Below are 18,457 nucleotides of genomic sequence, written 5' to 3'. Positions count from 1 at the left end.
TAAAAGTGGAGTCTCGCGATTTCCCGGACCTCCTTGCCATTGTGAGGCAGACGGAAACCTCAGTAACTGGTTCTTCAAATTGTAGGCTATTCATAGATGGGAGTTTGCAACTGCACACTTGTTCCATATGGTGAAGCGAACACAGAAGACGACTCATGGCAATAGGGCCGTTCATTAAAAGCAAAGGATGGGTGGCTAGGAAACGGGGAGCTTCCCAAGCCACCCGCTTCGATGTGTTAGAAACGAATCCCTTTCCCAGAAGGACTATCTTCCACTATCCGTGTTCTATGGCAATGAACCTCTCTATATCAAGGATTTAATAGGACCGCCCGCTATCAAGATTTGCATGCAAACTTAGGAATGGCTGCCTTTTCTTGAAGGGGTATCGAGACACTTATATGGTAAAGGGCGGAGGGAAACGGCGAGACTCCTATGGGATGTGCGGGACAGCTGAGACCCCACAGGACGAAGTCCGAGGAGGCTCAGCGCCCGCCCCATGGAAAGCGAGCCGTTTCCCGCAGCCCCTACATTCACACAAACATCTCGAATTCAAGTCTTCAACAATATTGTCGTTTCAATATTCCTTTTGGTTTACCAAAATCAACATTACAAATTGCACCATAATTAGTATAGTATTTAGCACGTTGACTATAGCTATTGTCACTATGTTATTTGTGGTGTGATTTTGTATGCTAATTTATATGTTAAATACCGATATTCCTTGTTATATCATGTTTTGTACTCGAAAACTGAACCCGTTAATATTACTCCAAGCGTTTTGTTTTTATTTATAATCGTTTAGATAAAGGGTATACACCTATACTTTGAATAACGATAGATAAAATCACTACAGCGAACGATATCGAAAGAATTTGGCTTGCTTGTCCACCTGATTCTGCATGCAAGTTAAGTAAAAGAACAACGCTCATTGTTCCTTTAATTCCTGCCCAAGTAATAATTCCTGCTTTCTTAGCACTCATTTTCCCACGAAATTCAGAGGAAAGCTGCATAGTTCCTCCAACCGCAATAAATCGGACAACTAACGAAGCCACAAAGATCAAAAGGGCAAATGACCAATTGTTGATCGTTAAATGCTTAGTTGCTTCTATTCCAATCACTAAAAACACCAAGGATAAAATCGTTGGTTCAACGACATCCCAAAATCCCGATAGTGATTCATGATAATGATCTGCTTTGTTCGTGTGATCAAATTCCCAAGCAAGCATAATTCCCGAAGCTACTGTAGCAAGAATTCCAGACACACCTACATGTTCTGCTAAATGAAAAGATCCATATGCCAATATAATACTTAACATTACTTGATATTCACGGTGATGGGTAATGTGAACCGCTTTGCTGACACCCCAACCAAAAAGTATGCCGATAACGACCCCACCGAGAGAAACAAACACGAATTCACCAATGAATGGAAAGAACTTAAAATGCTCTTCATTTAGAAGCATCGTTGATAACATAGTAAACCAAACAATACTTGTACCGTCGTTGATCATCGACTCTCCTTCGACAATATCCGCAACTTCGTGATCAGAAGAAGATTTTTTTAAAATAGAAACAACAGAAATAGGATCGGTCGGAGTTAAAATTGCCGCTATAACGAGAGCCCCCACAAAAGAAATAGAAAGTAGCGTTCCTCCTACGATATAAATAAAGAGGCCTAACAAAAGAGCTGTTAATATTAAACCAATCGTGCTTAAAAATCCTATAATTTTTGCATGATTCCTTAACGATTTAGGAGAAAATTGATAGGCTGATATAAATAATAAAGCGGGTAAAAAGTAATCATAGATTAATTCTTCTGTAATTGATACGGAGTCGAAAAAAGGAAGATAGGAAAAACCTATTCCGATCAATAGTAATACAACAGGTACAGGAATGTTTTCTTGCTTTTTATCCAATGTGAATACGGTGTATCCTATGATTAGGAGTACGATTGCTTGTATGGCTGACATCTTTCACACCTCCATCTAGCTAATTGACGCTATGATTATAAATACCACAATGAAGGAGGAATCACTCATGAATCTAAAACATTTGGCTGAGCACCTTCAACAGTTATTCTCCGTAGCTGTTCTGATTACAAATCAGGAAGACAAAGATAGCGAAATTCCCTTCCGTCCGACATCGCAAGAATAACAGTAAAATAAAGCCTCAGATTGAATGGCGGTTCCGTTGCTTTTCATCAGAGAATGGGGGATGGGAAACCACTCGCTTTCCGCGGGGAAGACGGCAAGCCTCCTCGAGCTAAAAAGCTCTGCGGGGTCTTGCCAGTCTATCCTTTCCCGCAGGAGTCTCATGGTTTCCCATCCCCCATGACTATGAAGAGTGGAGCGGAACCCTTTTTATGGAGGGGGGCTGTGTGAATAATGCCATTGAAATGATCCACTTCTACCATTAATAGATCCTGTGTAATATAAATTCAAACGGTCTTCACAAGGAGATGTGGTGATGGTAAGCATACACACCAGGCTCCTACACTTCATATAATCACGCTATCACACCCGATTTTTTACAACCTTATCTAACGGCCAATTGTGTGGTACCAGGTACCACACAAGCAGGACGGCACACATTGCTGTTACCGAGTATTTATGACTGTTATTTCGAATCACATCTACTTTCGTCCCATAATCAGCGCCGCTTGCTTTAAAATATCATTCTCCATCGTTAATCTTTGATTTACTTGGCGAAGTTTAATTAATTCCTCTTGCTCTGGAGTTCTATTGTCTTTCTCTTCAAAAGACCCAGTTGACTGATGTTGTCGCACCCATTTATCAAAGGCAGATGGCGTCAGCTCGTATTCTTTGATAATCTCAACTCTTGGTTTACCTGAAGCATGCAACTGAACAATTTGTTCTTTAAATTCTTTTGAAAATATTCTTCTTTCTCTTTTGCCCATAATTGATTCTCCTCCAGCGTTTATTGAATCAAGTTTATATGACCTTATCGATTATGTCCGTCTAAGTATAACCTATCCAGGTGAAGCTTTAACCTATAGCATAGGTAAGACCCATTCTCCTATGCCAGGGGTTCGTTCATTTCCATGTCGAAAGGGTGGCTTTGTAACGACGAAACTCCCGCGGGAGAAGGAGCTAGGCGAGATCCCGCAAGGCGAAGCCTGAGGAAGCTCGCCCATTCCCCCGCAGGAAAGCGAGTTGTTTCAAAGCCACCCTATCCCTTTGTGTGGTACCAGATACCACACAATTCTAAAGGTGCTTTACAATTCCTTTCTATAAGAATAGAATCCTATTATAGTTGGCTTAGTAAAGGAGAATACACGTATGTTTGGTTCTTATCCTATTTATAAAAAACACTTCGTCGATCATTTAACACCTTTTCAAATCATTGTATTGTTTTACTTGTCAGCAGTAGCCGCATCAGTGATACTGATTAGTCTCCCCTTCCTCCATCAAGAAGGAGTGCATTTAAGCTTCATTGATAGCCTGTTTACAGCCGTCAGTGCAGTAAGCGTCACAGGTTTAACCGTTGTCTCAACAGCAGATACTTTTAATACAACCGGCTATTTTGTACTTATGTTTATTCTTCAGTTTGGTGGCATCGGAGTCATGTCGCTAGGAACGTTCATTTGGCTTGTTCTAGGAAAAAAAATCGGTTTAAGAAGACGTGAATTAATTAAAACAGACCAAAACAGATCGACTTTTTCTGGATTAGTTACGATCGTTCGGCAAATCTTAATCATCATTTTAATTATCGAACTTATTGGAGCTCTTATTCTTGGTACGTATTTCATACAATACTTCCCAACGATAGGTGAAGCTTTTGTTCAAGGACTTTTCGCTTCTGTTAGTGCTACTACTAATGCGGGTTTCGATATCACAGGTAATTCACTTGAGATGTTTTCAAATGATTATTTTGTTCAATTTATTAATATTCTACTTTTAACACTGGGAGCTATTGGTTTTCCCGTACTGATAGAAATTAAAGATTACATCACTCATCGTCATGAGGACTTTTATTCTTTCTCATTATTTACGAAGTTAACCTCTGTGACATTTGGTGCTTTAGTTGTGGTTGGCGCAATTCTTATTTACTTGTTTGACCGTACGCATTTTTTTGCGGGTAAAGCATGGCATGAATCTCTATTTTTTAGTTTATTTCAGTCTGTGACGACGAGGAATGGCGGGCTTGCTACAATGGATATAAGTGAATTTACTTCTCCTACATTATTAGTTATTTGTGTGCTTATGTTTATCGGTGCTTCACCTAGTAGTGTGGGTGGGGGAATTCGAACAACAACATTTGCGATAAGTCTTCTAAGTGTATTTGCTTATGCACGAGGAAAAAGCCATGTACGAATTTTCAGAAGAGAAATCGCTCAAGAAGATATTTTCCGATCTTTTATAGTTATCAATACAGCCATTGTTATTGTTGGTTTTGGAGTTATTTTACTCAGTGTTTTTGAACCTCAGTTTAAACTGATTGAGATTATATTTGAAGCCTCTTCTGCTTTTGGAACAACGGGTCTCTCCACAGGGATCACTCCAGATCTTCACTCGACAGGGAAAGCTATTATTATCACGCTTATGTTTATCGGAAGAATTGGGATCTTTGCCTTCTTATTTATTTTAAGAGGGAAAGGGGTAACAGAGAATTATCGTTATCCTACAGAACCGATGATTATTGGATAATAAATTCACCCCCACCTTATTATTAAATGAAAGATGGGGGTGAATTTTTTTCTATTTAAATAAATGGATTCCACAAGCATTTAAAACTCTCCTTGGGACAAAAAAGCGAGCGGTTTTTAAGGGATCAACAATCTGACTCACTTGCACTTCTCCTGCTGCACTCATTAACATTGTAAATTCAGCTAGCGATAAATCCGTTTGAGGCATTAATATATCGATCATATGCTCAACAGAAAAATCCGCTGCTTCATCAAGGGTTTCCTTGGAAACTAATGAAGCGATCCCCTCATCATTCTCCAAAAAAGGATACTGAATTTTTTGTCCTTTAATTATGTCAAAGGATACAGTTACTTCAGCCGGAATTTCGATCCCAGTAACACCAACCTCACCATCTCCCATGGCAGCATGCAAATCTCCTAATGCAAAAAGTCCCCCCTCGTGAAAAACTGGGAAATATAAGGAGGCACCAGTAGTTACTAACTTTGTATCCATATTTCCTCCATGAGCACCGGGTGTACCGCATGAAACGGCCCCTTTCTCAGGTGCTACTCCTATTACACCAATCATCGGATGAACAGGGAGAGAGACTTGATCGTTAAATACAGCTTGATTATCTTTAATTTCCACCATCTTCACTTGAAACTCATTAATACGATGACCCATCACACCAAGGTTTGGACCTGTTGCCATCACACCAAGGTCACCTAATTCAATATGTTCAATGTTTACTTTTAAAATATCTCCAGGTTGTGCATTTTCAATATAAATTGGACCCGTTGCAGGATTAATCCGCTCCCAGTCCACACGATTAAAAGGAGTGTCTTCAGACTTAATTTGATCATTGAAACAGTCCGATGTTTCAATCTTAATTGATTCTCCTGTTGATACTCTCAATGAAGGCTTATGTTCTTGGCTCATTGCATAGACAAATGTATCCCTTGAAATGGTTTGTGTCATATAATCTCTCTCCTTTTATTTATACTTTAACAGAATATTATAAATTGTAATAAAAAAAGCGTTAGCGACCATTTATAAGTTCGCTAACGCTTAGTGATTGCCTAATACATTCATTTCCTTATTTAGTTGATTTAATAGTTCATCCAATTCTCTAGAAACTTCCAATACACGAAAATCAGAAGGGTTCTTTGTATAATAATTGTACATTTTAAATCTCACTTGTTCGATTTTATCTTCGAGTATTTGAATTTTATTCACACATAGACCTCCTAAAGATAGGGCTCATCAGAAAAACATTCTAACTCCTATTATTATGAGTAAAATGGAGAGTAGCTGAATAAGAAGTTTCCCCGAAACTCTATTTGAAGCATATACACCAATTTGCGCTCCTAAGAATGCCCCCGCGCCTCCTATTAAAGCAGTAGACCACACAATATGGTCATAGTAAAGATGAATTCCCACTCCGACTGCAGAATACAAACTTAACGAAAAGATCGATGTTGCCGTAGCTTTATGTGGTGACATTTTAAATAGATAAATCAATACAGGTACGATTAACCACCCACCGCCTATACCAAAAAAAGTAGACACGACTCCCATGACAATTCCAAATCCAATCATCGGAAACATGGGGATAGAGGTTTTTCCTTCTTCACCATCTAACGAGTCACTTGTTTTCACAGGAGCTTTTTTAATAAACAAAAAAAGACCTAAACCTATGAGTACTATAGCAAAAATGCCATGAAAATAATTCACTGGTATGATTGTTGCTAACCAAACACCTATTACAGAACCCGGAATGGCCCCTAGTGAAAGCCAAATTCCTATATTGTATTCAATTCTATGTTGCCTAACATAGCCATATAAACCAGATACAGAATTTATTAATACGACAAGTAACCCTGTACCTGCAGCCATTGCCGGTGACATTTGAAACAAGAGCAACAAGGCGGGAACGAAAATAAATCCCCCTCCTGCTCCTACCATTATTCCATATGCTCCAGAAAATAACCCTATGAAGAACAATAGCAAGACGTCCATAGTAATCCCAACTTTCAAATCTGCCAACTCACAGAAAAAAATTCCACTCTTTAGTATCCCCTGAATTTTCATGTATAACAAGTCATAAAAAATAATCATGCCGTTATTGATAGTAAATTCGTATGTTTTAACTTATAAAAAAGTGGATAAATATGATTATAGTTAGGAGGTATTGTTTATGGGACTTATTTTATATTTAATTGTTGGTGGTTTAATAGGTTGGCTTGCCGGTGGCATCATTGGTCGAGATATGCCTTTAGGGATCATCGGTAACATAATCGCTGGGATTGTTGGTGCCTGGATTGGCGGCGAATTATTTGGTAGTTTCGGACCTAGTCTGGCTGGGATCGCTATTATCCCTGCTCTGATTGGGGCGATCATCTTCATTTTTATAATCAGTTTAATTTCCCGCGGTTCAAAGAAATAATGAAAGTCCCCAGACTATCGATAGTCTGGGGCCAATTTATACTGACTCACGTTCAGACCCTACGTTATTTAAAATGATAGCTAGAATAATGAGCATTACTCCACTCCATTGCAAGATTGTAATGGATTCTGCCAAAATTAAGTTTGCTGAGATCAGAGCGACAGGCAATTCGATAGAACTGAGAACGTTAGCTAAACCATCGGATAAATGCGGCGAACCAAATGAAAAAAACAACGGAGGTAAAACCGCCCCAAACAAAGCTACTCCTCCCCCAACTAACCAGAGATTACCATCATTGACTGGCAATGTGGGGATATCCTTCATAAATATAATCAGCACTAAAATAAGTGAAGCTGTAACCATTAATGAACTGCGAATCCACGAAGTTACCTCGACAGCTACTTGACCACTAAAGAAAATGAACCCCGCATATGTAAAAGCTGATAACATCCCATAGATTAGTCCTATCAAGGGAAGCTCAAGTTGGCCTTCACTTAAAATATTAGATGCTAAGAAAACCCCGGCAAGCGTAATTACCATTGACATAAGGGTACGTATACTAGGTGTTCTTCTATTAAATGTCCATTCAAAAAAGATCCCCATCCAAACAAACTGAAACAATAGTATAATTGCTAGAGATGCCGTCAAATACTGAATAGCCCCATAATAAAAAATACCAGTTAATCCAACAAACGTACCTGTAATCATAATGGTAGCTATTGACTTTTTTCTCAGGTTGGAAGCTTTAGCTTTCACGATAAATGTTAATAACCACAGCACAATGAAAGCTACACTCATTTGCGTAATGTTTATTTCTCCTAAGGAATAGCCTTGTCTAAATCCTAATTTTACAAATATAGGGGTGAAGCCAAAACTAGCCGCTCCAATTAGCACAAACAATATTGCTCTTTTTTGACTCATAGACAATCACCATACTTCCTCAATTAAACTCTTCAGCCGAACATAGCTTAACATATTTCACATAAAAATATAGCGTCAGTGTCGATACCTAAATAAAAGCCAGCACCGCGTTTGATAACGATGCTGGCTTTTTTCCATTATTATAATTAACTCAAGCGGTCCTCATTATTAAAGAAAAAGTTCTTTAATTCTTTTTGTCTTTTGGACATACTACTTGTACCCACTTCATATTTCTCTGCAACTTCTTTAAGAGAAACAGGGTGTACCCCATCAAAATAAGAAGATTTCTTATACACATACTCTAAGGCTGCTGCAAATACAGCAGGTTTGCGAATGATCGGAGATTCTTGTTCACAATACATGTTCCACATTTGTCTAAGCCTGTGATATCGTACTGTTTCAAGGACATGAGCATCTGTTTTTGCCTCTAAAATATTGATCACCTTATTTTCAGGTGCTGCCGCTTCGTACTCCTCTTCCTTGATTCCATAAATCCATAAGGGAAGATGGTTAAGAAACGTAGCATGAAAATAATCACTCAATAAATCATACTGTGATTGATTACTAAATTCATTATCTAGTTTTTTTCGATGTTTAGCATATGCTTCTGACTCAACAGGCACAGCCATGGGAACAAATTTGTAATAGGCTCCCCAATTTAACAAGATTCCTGTAAGATAATGAGCCACTTTAAAGTCTTCGTTCTCTAAAGGAATCCGTTCACGATCCACTTTAAACGTTCCACCAAAGAGTAAATCTTCAACCTGAATAAATCGTTGCTCATTCTGTTCAATCATTTTATATATACTAGCCTTAGCAAAATTCCAGCTTTTTAACGTCTTAAGGGTTGAAGAACTTAGAATAGTAGATTCTTCTTCATCAATGAATTGCTGATAGATCGTAGCGTCATCCTCTTGTATTTCAAAAATTCCTTTATACAGGAGACGTATGAATTCTTCTACCTCTTCTTCTTCAGAAGTTGGCTTCGTATGAGGAAAAAGATCAGGATAGTGATCATACATAAAATCTTGAAATTGTAAAAAGTATCGATCAACTTCCTTTTCTACCCTTTTCACTGGGAATTCGAGTACATTCGATTGACCGTGGCATTTTTTATATTTTTTGCCACTACCACAAGGACAAAGGTCATTCCTTCCCACTTTAGCCATAAAAATCCTCCTCTCAAAGATGGTCTTATAGTTTAGTATAAACGATTTTAAGGAAATGAGAAAAAACACTGTTTGTTTAGGAGAATCCAATATGAAAAGCACTAAAAAACAAAAAAGTCAGTTCATTTTTGAAAAGACAAAGAAAAAAGCACAAAGCCTTATTAATAATCCTGATAAAACAATGGAAATGATCCAACGTGCAAAAGAGAAATCACAGGATAATAAAAGTCTGCTGGAAGAAGTGTGGCATGAGCTTCAACTCATGTTTGATTTAGTTCGTGATTGGATGCGTGGAAACTATCGTAACACTCCCACTCGATCGATTATCGCCATTATCGGCGGAATTCTATATTTATTAGTACCTTTAGATGCTATTCCTGATTTTATTCCCGTTGCAGGTTTACTAGATGACGTCTATATCCTGCATTTAGTTATTAAGCAGGTCCAATCAGACTTAAACGAATACAAGGTGTGGATTGGTGAAGAACGATAAGTGAGAGGAAGAAAAAATAGATATGTAAATTGGGCTAACGGGCCGCATTGTTGAAGACTTGATTCCGAGATTGTGTGGCTGTTCCGTCATTGGTATGAGGAGAAGGTGGTCGGGGAAATAACTCGCTTTCCGTGGGAGTACGGTGAGCCTCCTTGGACTTCGTCCTACGGGGTCTCACCATGTCCTCTAATCCCACAGGAGGCTCGTCATTTCCCCGACCACCTTGCCATGAAGAAGAGGTACGGAACATCAACTAATCTTAGAAGTCGGCACGTAGACGAGACCCCATAGCCGTCAACTTAAGCAAACCTATAAATCATGACAAAGCCTCCTTTATTTTGGAGGAATAAAGGAGGCTTTGTCATGGACTTCAAAAATGATATCCAACCTTTAATTCAAACATTGGAAGAAGTGTTTTCAAAACCCTATATGAATGACCTTTCCATAGAGAAATGCTTCATTCAGCGAGTCAAAAAGTGTGGACCCATATATTTTTTGCTTCTGTGAACCCTATTTGACTCCACCGTGGGAGGAAGTTCACTTCGATCACATTGCGATAATCTTTCTAAACATTCCGAAAAAATATATATAAACAAGCCATCCATAATAAATTTAATGAAAATGCCGTATTTTTTCTGAAGGAATGCTTTCATAAGTTAACTACACACAACAAGGGTGGTTGGCCTGTCCCTTAGATTTAAATGCAATCTTTTCACACATTTTAATTATGGATTCAACATCGTTCACCTTGAAAGGAGAATATCCTTCTCACCCTGAAAAAAGTGGTTCCGGTGTTCAATATCAATTAGGTACGATTATCTTAACGGGGAAATGACGCGTGCAACTGTGCATGACGAGAACTTTGGGGATCCAATCTTTTCATCCAAGATGGGGGAGCTTTGTGCGGATTTTGTAATCTAGAGGAGAAAGCGCTTTATGATTTGTAATGGTAGTTTCTTCCTCCAATCATGTTAATGGGGTCTTGGAAATGGTGAGACTCCTGCGGGAAGGGATAGACTGGCGAGACCCCGCAGAGCTTTAGCTCGAGGAGGCTTGCCGTCTTCCCCGCGGAAAGCGAGCCATTTCCAAGACCCCATTTCTTCAATCAAAAGCAACGAAACCGATCTTACAAATAACGGAGCGATTATTCAATTAAGAGATTGTCGCTTTTTTCTTACTTTAGATGAAGGCAGTTATATGGAATACCGATGCTTGAACCCGTTTCTCTGTTTCTATCGAAGAGACCCATTAGTTTTGTAATCCGTAATATTTATATAAGGCTTGAGTACCACTATTCTCTTCGCCACTTTCTGCAATTTGTTCATACATTTGTCTAGCAAGTCTTAGCCCTGGAAGTTCAAGTTCCATTTTTTCTGCCGAATCAAGAGCAATTTTCATATCCTTAATGAAATGTTTCACAAAGAACCCTGGCGAAAAGTCTCTCTTAATAACACGAGGCGTAAGGTTACTTAAAGACCAACTGCCTGCTGCCCCACCACTAATACTTTCTAAAACTGTATCTGGGTCCAGGCCTGATTTTTCTGCATAAACCAATGCCTCTGTTACACCAATCATAGTTGATGCGATGGCAATTTGATTGCACATCTTTGTGAATTGACCGGCACCTGCAAGTCCCTGCCAGACATACTGGCTCCCCAACTCTTCAAAAATAGGTGCAACTTTTTCAAATATCTTTTGTTCCCCACCGACCATAATCGATAGCTTGCCATTTCTCGCTCCTATGTCCCCACCAGAAACTGGTGCATCTAAAACACTGACTTCTTTTTTGGCCGCTTCCTCTGCAATCTTACTCGCAAGTTCAGGTGATGAAGTCGTCATATCGATCACTACCGACTGAGGTCTTGCATTTTCTATGATTCCTCTTTGACCAAAGTAAATCTCCTCAACATCACTAGGATAGCCAACCATGGTAATAACCACATCAGAATGGTTAGCTACATCTGCTACACTTGCCTGCCAATTGGCTCCACTAGTCATAAGTTCTTCTGCTTTTTCCTTTGTTCGTGTGTAAATATGTAAAGGATAACCTGCATGTAATAATCGATGAGCCATACTTTTCCCCATAACACCAGTTCCCACAAATCCTATTGTTGGTTTCTCATTTATGCCCATAAATTATCCTGCTCCTCTCAATATATCTTTCCCATAATATAACATAGAATCACCTAAGATAAATATTACAAATACTCTAACTTTTCTACCCAAAATCTTATTTTTCACTAAGAATGATTATCAGAAAACAAGGGAATATTAACCCCGTTCACTACTTAAACCGTTTTTCAACAATATGATACACGAAAATACATTTGTCACTACCTGAACAATGCTCTATAATTTATTATATATTTTTGAATATTTTAATATGATTTGAGGTGAGAGGTTGGATTACACACTATCCCCCTTGGGAGATCAAGCCATTGTGATTACGATAAGCGATACAATTAATGAAGAAGCCCAAACCAAAGTTCGTTTGCTGTCTTCTTTGTTAGATCAACAAAAGCCAGAGTGGATGGTTGAGTACATCCCTGCCTTTACAACAGTCACTGTATTCTACCTTCCTACTAAATTAGCCGACTGTGACCTGTTACCTTATGAGGCTGTAAAAGAGAAAGTGAATCAGTTACTATCCAATGTTACAACAGGGAAAGTAGAAAAACCGAGGACGATAGAAATTCCAGTCTGTTATGGAGGAGAGTTTGGGCCAGACCTTCATTTCGTTGCTGAACATAATAACTTGAGCCCAGAAGAAGTAATCGACATTCACCGATCAGGAGAATATTCCGTCTATATGATTGGTTTCGCTCCCGGTTTTCCATTTATAGGAGGAATGTCAGAGAAAATTGCTGCACCTCGGAGAGACTCTCCTCGTTTAGCAATACCTGAACGAACGGTTGGAATTGCCGGGATGCAGACGGGCGTTTATCCAATAGAAACTCCAGGAGGCTGGCAGTTAATTGGTCGAACACCTAAGAAGTTGTTTACGCCTGAAGAAGATATTCCTAGTCTTCTACGTGCAGGAGACAAGATTACGTTTAAGCAAATCAGCGAAGAAGAGTATAACAACTGGGGAGGTCCTCACAATGATGAAAATCGTTAAAGATGGACTTTTAACTACGATTCAAGATTTAGGTAGAACAGGCTATCAAAAATATGGTGTAATTGCTAGTGGAAGCATGGATACTTATGCCCATCGTATAGCTAATTTGCTCGTAGGAAATGATGAACATGAAGCCACAATTGAGACTACTTTACTTGGTCCTGTTATTAAATTCCAGAAAAATACGTTGATTTCTATATGTGGTGGCGATCTATCTCCTACAATTGATGGTCAGCAGGTGGGCATGTGGAAATCCATTTTTGTTAAATCGGGGGCTTTGTTAAAGTTCGGCCGACCTCAAAGCGGTTGTCGGTCTTACATTGCTATTGCCGGAGGAATGGACATTGCTAAAGTTATGGAAAGCCATTCGACTTACATACGCGCAAAAATCGGGGGATATGAAGGTAGGGCTTTACAAACAGATGATGAAATTTCTCTCCGTTCTTCGCCTGACTATCAATTTGAAACAGGTAGTAGTAACTTTGTTGAAACTGACTGGGCGATAGCAGCTCACATGATTCCTAACTATTCTTCCCGACCGGTTATTTCACTAATCAACGGGCCACAATACGAATGGTTTGATGAGAAGAGCAAACATTCCCTCTATTCAGAGGCATTTAAAGTTTCTTCTCAATCAGATCGAATGGGGTACCGCATGAACGGGCCTACCCTTTCCTTACAAAATTCTAAAGAGCTTATTTCTGAAGCTGTTGCGTTCGGATCGATTCAAGTCCCGCCTGATGGCAATCCAATTATTTTATTAGCCGATCGACAAACCACCGGTGGGTACCCTAAAATTGGACAAGTAGCCAGCATAGACTTACCTATTCTTTGTCAGATGAAACCGGGAGAGCAGTTGACATTCAAAGAGATTACTTTAGCACAAGCACAGAAAGCGTATATTCAACAAGAGCATGCTATCCAACAGTTAAAACGATCAATTTCATTAAAAAATGGCTAAGTTAAAGAGTTGTTGTCCCCTGACTAGGGATGGTGTTGTTGACTGGATGGGAATCTTAGCTCGCTTTTTGCGGACAAACCTGCGAGTCTCCTCGTTCGTCCCTCACTGCGGGGTTCCGTGGATAACAAATACAACGATTAGAAAAAACTCTTCTTCATTATAAGGTTTCTTCATCATACTAAGATTTCGGTAGCCTATTGATTCAACGATTTTACCGTGTGATCGATAGTTTTAACGTGACTAGAGTCGCATAAATGATAAACGCTAGAAGTTGTAACGATTCCGTTCATTTCAATATGGTAGAGGGGGGAAGTGGAACGGTGAGACTCCTGCGGAAAAACGCACGTGTCGAGTCCCCGCATCGTAACGAGGAGGCTTGACCGTTCTCGTCCGCGGAAAGCGAATCGTTCCTCTAAACCCCTTTCTCTGTGTATAAAAACGGAACCATGATGCGAATGTTTTATGGTCAGACACTAGCTCGGTATTATAATTTAAAACACAACCTGAACATAAGGAGGTATTTTTATGAGTTACTCTGTAGATATTAATTGTGACATGGGAGAAAGTTTTGGTGCCTACGTTATAGGACGAGATGAGGAAATCTTAGACTATGTAACATCCGCTAACATCGCCTGTGGATTTCACGCAGGCGATCCTGCAACAATGAGAACCACTGTAAAGTTAGCGATAGAAAAAGGAGTCGGGATCGGGGTTCACCCAGGTTTACAAGATTTGGTTGGCTTCGGCCGTAGAAATATGAATATCTCTCCAAAAGAAGCTTATGAATTGGTGGTCTATCAAATCGGGTCTTTAAGCGCATTTGTAAAGGCAGAAGGCGGTCAACTTCAACACGTTAAGCCCCATGGCGCCCTTTTTAATATGGCCGCTAAAGATGCCGCTTTATCTGAAGCCATCGCAGAAGCAGTGTATAACGTTGACCCCGAACTCATATTATTTGGGCTATCAGGCAGCGAACTAGTTAAAGCTGGTGAAAAAATCGGATTGAAAACTGCAAATGAAGTTTTTTCCGATCGAACGTATCAAAATGACGGGTCCCTTACTTCCCGTTTAGAATCTAATGCACTTATTACAGACTCAAACGAAGCCATTCAACAAGTTGTGAGAATGGTTAAAGAAAACCAAGTAAATACTGTACAAGGTCAAGATATATCTATCCAGGCAAATACTATATGCATTCACGGGGATGGAATCCATGCTTTAGACTTTGCTAAGAACATTTCATCCACATTAGCTGAATCTGGTATACAAGTTAAAAAAATTAAAGATATTCTATAAGAGGATGTTCAAAAAGTCACCAAATGATAAGCGGCGCATCTATTCGTTGACTCTTTCTTCCGGTCCTCATGTAGGAAAGACCTACACCCTGGTCCTCAGAAACTTCGCCGCCTCGACCTGCTTGCTTCTAATTTGGCGTCTTTTTTGAACACGCACTATAACAACAAAGATTGGAGATTCCAATGAAAAATACTAATCGCAGCATATTACTTGGCGCGGCTTTTTTAATGGCAACTTCAGCCATTGGTCCAGGATTTTTAACACAAACAACCGTTTTCACTGAAACATTATTAGCAAGTTTCGGATTTGTTATTCTTATCTCCATCATCATTGATATTGGGGCGCAAATGAACATTTGGCGAATTATTGCAGTCAGCGAAAAACGAGCTCAAGACATTGCCAACGATGTTTTCCCCGGTTTAGGTTACTTTTTAGCAGCACTAGTTGTAGCTGGTGGACTTGCTTTTAATATAGGAAACATTGCCGGCGCTGGCCTTGGTACTAACGTATTATTTGGAATTTCCGCTGAACTAGGTGCTATTCTTAGTGGGATTTTAGCTATTGGAATATTTATGGTCAAAGAGGCGGGACGTGTGATGGATCGTTTCACACAAATGCTTGGTTTTGTCATGATCACCTTAACGATCTATGTGATGTTTACAGCTCAACCACCCATTGGCGAAGCTGTTACCAAAACATTCGTACCTGATACAATTGATTTTCTAGCTATTGTAACTCTTGTAGGAGGTACTGTCGGTGGATATATTACCTTTGCTGGTGGACACCGACTAATTGATGCAGGATTAAAGGGGAAGGCAGCACTCCCAGAAGTAACTAAAAGCTCAGTATATGCCATTGGGGTTGCTTCAATCATGAGGATTTTCCTATTCCTAGCTGTACTAGGAGTTGTTTCACAAGGCTTGCCATTAGATGAAGGCAACCCACCTGCTTCTGTTTTCCAACATGCAGCCGGAAATATTGGATATAAGATCTTCGGTATTGTTATGTGGGCAGCCGCAGTAACGTCCGTCGTCGGAGCAGCTTATACATCTGTATCTTTTATTCGTTCATTTAGTCCTATATTAGAAAAGTACCACAGATACTTAACCATTAGCTTTATTACTATATCTACTATTGTATTTGTTTTTGTAGGACGTCCTGTAAGTATCCTAGTACTCGTAGGTTCAGTTAATGGATTGATCCTTCCTATTGCTCTAGGTGTTATGCTTCTTGCCGCTCATAAGACCAAAATTGTTGGTGATTATAAGCACCCTCTATGGATGACAGTGTTCGGAGTCGTTATTGTCGTAGCAATGTCCTACATGGGTATCATTACACTGATTGAAGGAATACCTCAATTATTCGAATAAATTTCACAGAACCATGATGATTTTCTCATCATGGTTCTATTCATCAAATATAAACTCCATCGTTTTTATCTGAGCGACTGCTTCTTCCTTGCTAATTTCCCCATCCTCTACCTGATGGTCCAATAATTGATTTAGTTCAGACAGATACTGTTTCCTCAATTCCACATCATTTCCCAAAACTTCATACAGTTCTTCCTCATCTGCTGTATCTTTTTGTTTTCCTAAAGCTGCTGTTAACCTTTTATCTAAATCCTCACTAAATACCCACTCTCCTTCTTTAAGACGAACGGAAGTGTTTGACACCTCACTGTTATTATCTTCTATAGATTTTTCATCTACAGGTTTTTCTAAACTACACCCCATTAGAAACAAAAGTAAAAGACAGCCTAGTAGTACTTTGGTAGTCATAGGACTCTCTCCTTTTTAATTTGTTAAAATTATTAAAAATAAGTAACCCTTTTAGTTTGTCACTAGACGACACTTTCTATTTATTTCCCCGGAAATAATACAAACACTTCTAATTCATTGAGTGAATTTTCCATTATCACACTTCTCTATCATTAGGCTATACCCGAATTTACTAAGAAAAAACACAATAAACACCTAGGACTACTGTAAGGAGTCCTAGGTGTTTATATTATGAACTAAAGTCTTGAATTAATTGATTTGTTTTTTCAACTTCAGAGTCAGGAACTTGTAAGTAGTAAATGTTATCAATCCTCGTTCCATTCCCCGACATTTGGTACGTAGAAATATCTTTTCGAGCCCCTCGATAGTTTGCAGCTAAATTACGCATGTCCTCAAACTTCATATTTGTTGCAACATTACCTCCAAGAACATCCATAATATCACCGATCTTGTTGACAGCATTAATATTAGCACCTTGTTCAATAACACCTTGAATCACTTGGCGCTGACGTTTGTTACGACCAGCGTCTCCCTCAGGATCGTCATACCTCATACGTACCCAGGCAAGGGCCTCTTTGCCATTCAAGTTTATTTCTCCTTCAGGAAATGATTTTCCTTTATAATCAAAGGCAAATTCATTAGTAACTGTGATTCCACCAACAGCATCTACAAGCTGTCCTAATCCTTCCATGTTCATCCGTAGGTAATAGTCTAGTTCAATATCAAGAAAATTCTCAACTGTATCGACAGACATATCGCTACCACCGAAAGCATAAGCGTGATTAATTTTATCCTCAAAACCTTTCCCTATAATTTTCGTTCGTGTATCTCGAGGAATACTGACCATTTGCATCTGTTCATTTGCAGGATCTAAAGTCATAACAATCATCGTATCAGAACGTCCTTTATCATTTTCACGCTCATCCACACCTAATAATAAGACGTTAATCGGATCTTGAGCATCCACTTTTTCTTTCGTTGCTTCAGGGTCAATACTTGTAACTGATTCATGGATGTCGTTATCAACTGTTGATTTCACATTATGATATATGGAATACACGTAGGCAGATGCTCCCACGCCTATAAATAAGACGATCGCTAATGATATCCATAGCCATTTCTTTTTTTTCCCTTTATGTTTGTCTGATCTGCTTACCATTCATACACCCCTTCGACCTAAGTACCTCTATTATAAATTATTCTGCATCTAATTAATATATCATGAAAGGAGGATAGGTAAAGGATTTATGTTTCAAATCCTTACATTACTATTATGTATTAGGTTTTGAACAAAGTCACAAAAAAATACCACTTAAGCAAGGTTTGATAAAATATTTCGAGTTTATTCACGGAACCGTACAAGAGTGAAATATTCTATAGGAAATTTATATAGGAAAAAGGATGTTTACGTAAAATAAGCATAGAGAATGCGAAACGCACTTAAGCTAACGTTGTGTGGTACCAGGTACCACACAATTAAATATATATATATTGTGGACGATTTCAATTAAACTAACGAAACCGTATTGTTGAAGACTTGAATTCGAGATGTTTGTGTGAATGTAGGGGCTGCGGGAAACGGCTCGCTTTCCATGGGGCGGGCGCTGAGCCTCCTCGGACTTCGTCCTG

At 39.1% G+C, this 18,457-nt stretch carries 16 protein-coding genes and 1 pseudogene; 7 read left to right on the top strand and 10 right to left on the bottom strand.

Annotation, left to right across the window (positions count from 1 at the left end; translation table 11 throughout):
- Positions 1 to 788 precede the first annotated feature (788 nt).
- A complete protein-coding gene (locus tag ACFQIC_RS09255; RefSeq protein WP_204708953.1) occupies positions 789 to 1,970 on the bottom strand; it encodes a cation:proton antiporter in 1,182 nt (393 codons plus the stop codon).
- 606 nt (positions 1,971 to 2,576) lie between these two features.
- Positions 2,577 to 2,917: pseudogene (locus tag ACFQIC_RS09250) on the bottom strand (transposase); the annotation flags it as partial.
- A 382-nt stretch (positions 2,918 to 3,299) separates the two neighbouring features.
- Between ACFQIC_RS09250 and ACFQIC_RS09245 the strand changes: the two are divergent.
- Positions 3,300 to 4,667, top strand: coding sequence for a TrkH family potassium uptake protein (locus tag ACFQIC_RS09245; RefSeq protein ID WP_204708954.1), 1,368 nt, complete (start codon positions 3,300 to 3,302; stop codon positions 4,665 to 4,667).
- Between the two features lie 51 nt (positions 4,668 to 4,718).
- Here the strand turns inward: ACFQIC_RS09245 and ACFQIC_RS09240 are convergent, their stop codons facing one another.
- The 3 genes from ACFQIC_RS09240 to ACFQIC_RS09230 all read right to left on the bottom strand — a co-directional run bounded on the left by ACFQIC_RS09240 (position 4,719) and on the right by ACFQIC_RS09230 (position 6,692).
- Positions 4,719 to 5,624 (bottom strand): acetamidase/formamidase family protein, encoded by a 906-nt coding sequence (locus ACFQIC_RS09240; RefSeq protein ID WP_204708955.1) that lies wholly within the window; start codon positions 5,622 to 5,624, stop codon positions 4,719 to 4,721.
- Positions 5,625 to 5,714: 90 nt separating this feature from the next.
- Complete coding sequence (locus ACFQIC_RS09235) at positions 5,715 to 5,882, bottom strand: Spo0E family sporulation regulatory protein-aspartic acid phosphatase (protein WP_204708956.1); 168 nt, start codon at positions 5,880 to 5,882, stop codon at positions 5,715 to 5,717.
- A gap of 27 nt (positions 5,883 to 5,909) precedes the next feature.
- Positions 5,910 to 6,692: a sulfite exporter TauE/SafE family protein gene (locus tag ACFQIC_RS09230; protein WP_390217050.1), complete on the bottom strand. Its 783-nt coding sequence runs from the start codon at positions 6,690 to 6,692 to the stop codon at positions 5,910 to 5,912.
- A 151-nt stretch (positions 6,693 to 6,843) separates the two neighbouring features.
- Between ACFQIC_RS09230 and ACFQIC_RS09225 the strand changes: the two genes are divergently transcribed.
- Positions 6,844 to 7,092 (top strand): GlsB/YeaQ/YmgE family stress response membrane protein, encoded by a 249-nt coding sequence (locus ACFQIC_RS09225; RefSeq protein ID WP_204708958.1) that lies wholly within the window; start codon positions 6,844 to 6,846, stop codon positions 7,090 to 7,092.
- Between the two features lie 36 nt (positions 7,093 to 7,128).
- Here the strand turns inward: ACFQIC_RS09225 and ACFQIC_RS09220 are convergent, their stop codons facing one another.
- Both ACFQIC_RS09220 and ACFQIC_RS09215 read right to left on the bottom strand, forming a co-directional pair.
- Positions 7,129 to 8,013 carry an EamA family transporter gene (locus ACFQIC_RS09220; RefSeq protein WP_204708959.1) on the bottom strand — a complete coding sequence of 295 codons (885 nt, stop codon included), beginning with the start codon at positions 8,011 to 8,013 and terminating at the stop codon, positions 7,129 to 7,131.
- Positions 8,014 to 8,159: 146 nt separating this feature from the next.
- Positions 8,160 to 9,182 (bottom strand): YecA family protein, encoded by a 1,023-nt coding sequence (locus ACFQIC_RS09215; protein WP_204708960.1) that lies wholly within the window; start codon positions 9,180 to 9,182, stop codon positions 8,160 to 8,162.
- Positions 9,183 to 9,273: 91 nt separating this feature from the next.
- Here ACFQIC_RS09215 and ACFQIC_RS09210 point away from each other — a divergent pair, with 91 nt between their 5' ends.
- Complete coding sequence (locus ACFQIC_RS09210; RefSeq protein WP_204708961.1) at positions 9,274 to 9,675, top strand: YkvA family protein; 402 nt, start codon at positions 9,274 to 9,276, stop codon at positions 9,673 to 9,675.
- 1,248 nt (positions 9,676 to 10,923) lie between these two features.
- On the opposite strand, the gene ACFQIC_RS09205 is transcribed toward ACFQIC_RS09210, so the two are convergent.
- Positions 10,924 to 11,808 carry an NAD(P)-dependent oxidoreductase gene (locus tag ACFQIC_RS09205; RefSeq protein ID WP_204708962.1) on the bottom strand — a complete coding sequence of 295 codons (885 nt, stop codon included), beginning with the start codon at positions 11,806 to 11,808 and terminating at the stop codon, positions 10,924 to 10,926.
- A 268-nt stretch (positions 11,809 to 12,076) separates the two neighbouring features.
- Between ACFQIC_RS09205 and pxpB the strand changes: the two genes are divergently transcribed.
- From pxpB to ACFQIC_RS09185, 4 genes are all read left to right on the top strand, one after another.
- Complete coding sequence (pxpB, locus tag ACFQIC_RS09200) at positions 12,077 to 12,793, top strand: 5-oxoprolinase subunit PxpB (RefSeq protein WP_204708963.1); 717 nt, start codon at positions 12,077 to 12,079, stop codon at positions 12,791 to 12,793.
- Positions 12,777 to 13,754 carry a 5-oxoprolinase subunit C family protein gene (locus ACFQIC_RS09195; RefSeq protein ID WP_204708964.1) on the top strand — a complete coding sequence of 326 codons (978 nt, stop codon included), beginning with the start codon at positions 12,777 to 12,779 and terminating at the stop codon, positions 13,752 to 13,754. The genes pxpB and ACFQIC_RS09195 overlap by 17 nt, the downstream gene beginning before the upstream one ends.
- A 525-nt stretch (positions 13,755 to 14,279) precedes the next feature.
- Complete coding sequence (locus tag ACFQIC_RS09190; protein ID WP_204708965.1) at positions 14,280 to 15,050, top strand: LamB/YcsF family protein; 771 nt, start codon at positions 14,280 to 14,282, stop codon at positions 15,048 to 15,050.
- Between the two features lie 182 nt (positions 15,051 to 15,232).
- On the top strand, positions 15,233 to 16,420 hold the full coding sequence (locus ACFQIC_RS09185) for an NRAMP family divalent metal transporter (protein WP_204708966.1): 1,188 nt from the start codon (positions 15,233 to 15,235) through the stop codon (positions 16,418 to 16,420).
- A 36-nt stretch (positions 16,421 to 16,456) separates the two neighbouring features.
- Here ACFQIC_RS09185 and ACFQIC_RS09180 read toward each other — a convergent pair whose 3' ends face one another.
- Both ACFQIC_RS09180 and ACFQIC_RS09175 read right to left on the bottom strand, forming a co-directional pair.
- Positions 16,457 to 16,828, bottom strand: coding sequence for a hypothetical protein (locus ACFQIC_RS09180; RefSeq protein WP_204708967.1), 372 nt, complete (start codon positions 16,826 to 16,828; stop codon positions 16,457 to 16,459).
- Between the two features lie 229 nt (positions 16,829 to 17,057).
- Positions 17,058 to 17,987, bottom strand: a complete 930-nt coding sequence (locus ACFQIC_RS09175; RefSeq protein ID WP_204708968.1) for an LCP family glycopolymer transferase — start codon at positions 17,985 to 17,987, stop codon at positions 17,058 to 17,060.
- Between the last annotated feature and the right edge of the window lie 470 nt (positions 17,988 to 18,457).

This window comes from Halobacillus seohaensis (assembly GCF_042663045.1).
In the GTDB taxonomy this organism is placed as follows: domain Bacteria; phylum Bacillota; class Bacilli; order Bacillales; family Halobacillaceae; genus Halobacillus_A; species Halobacillus_A seohaensis.
This window is presented reverse-complemented; position numbering and strand designations above follow the sequence as displayed.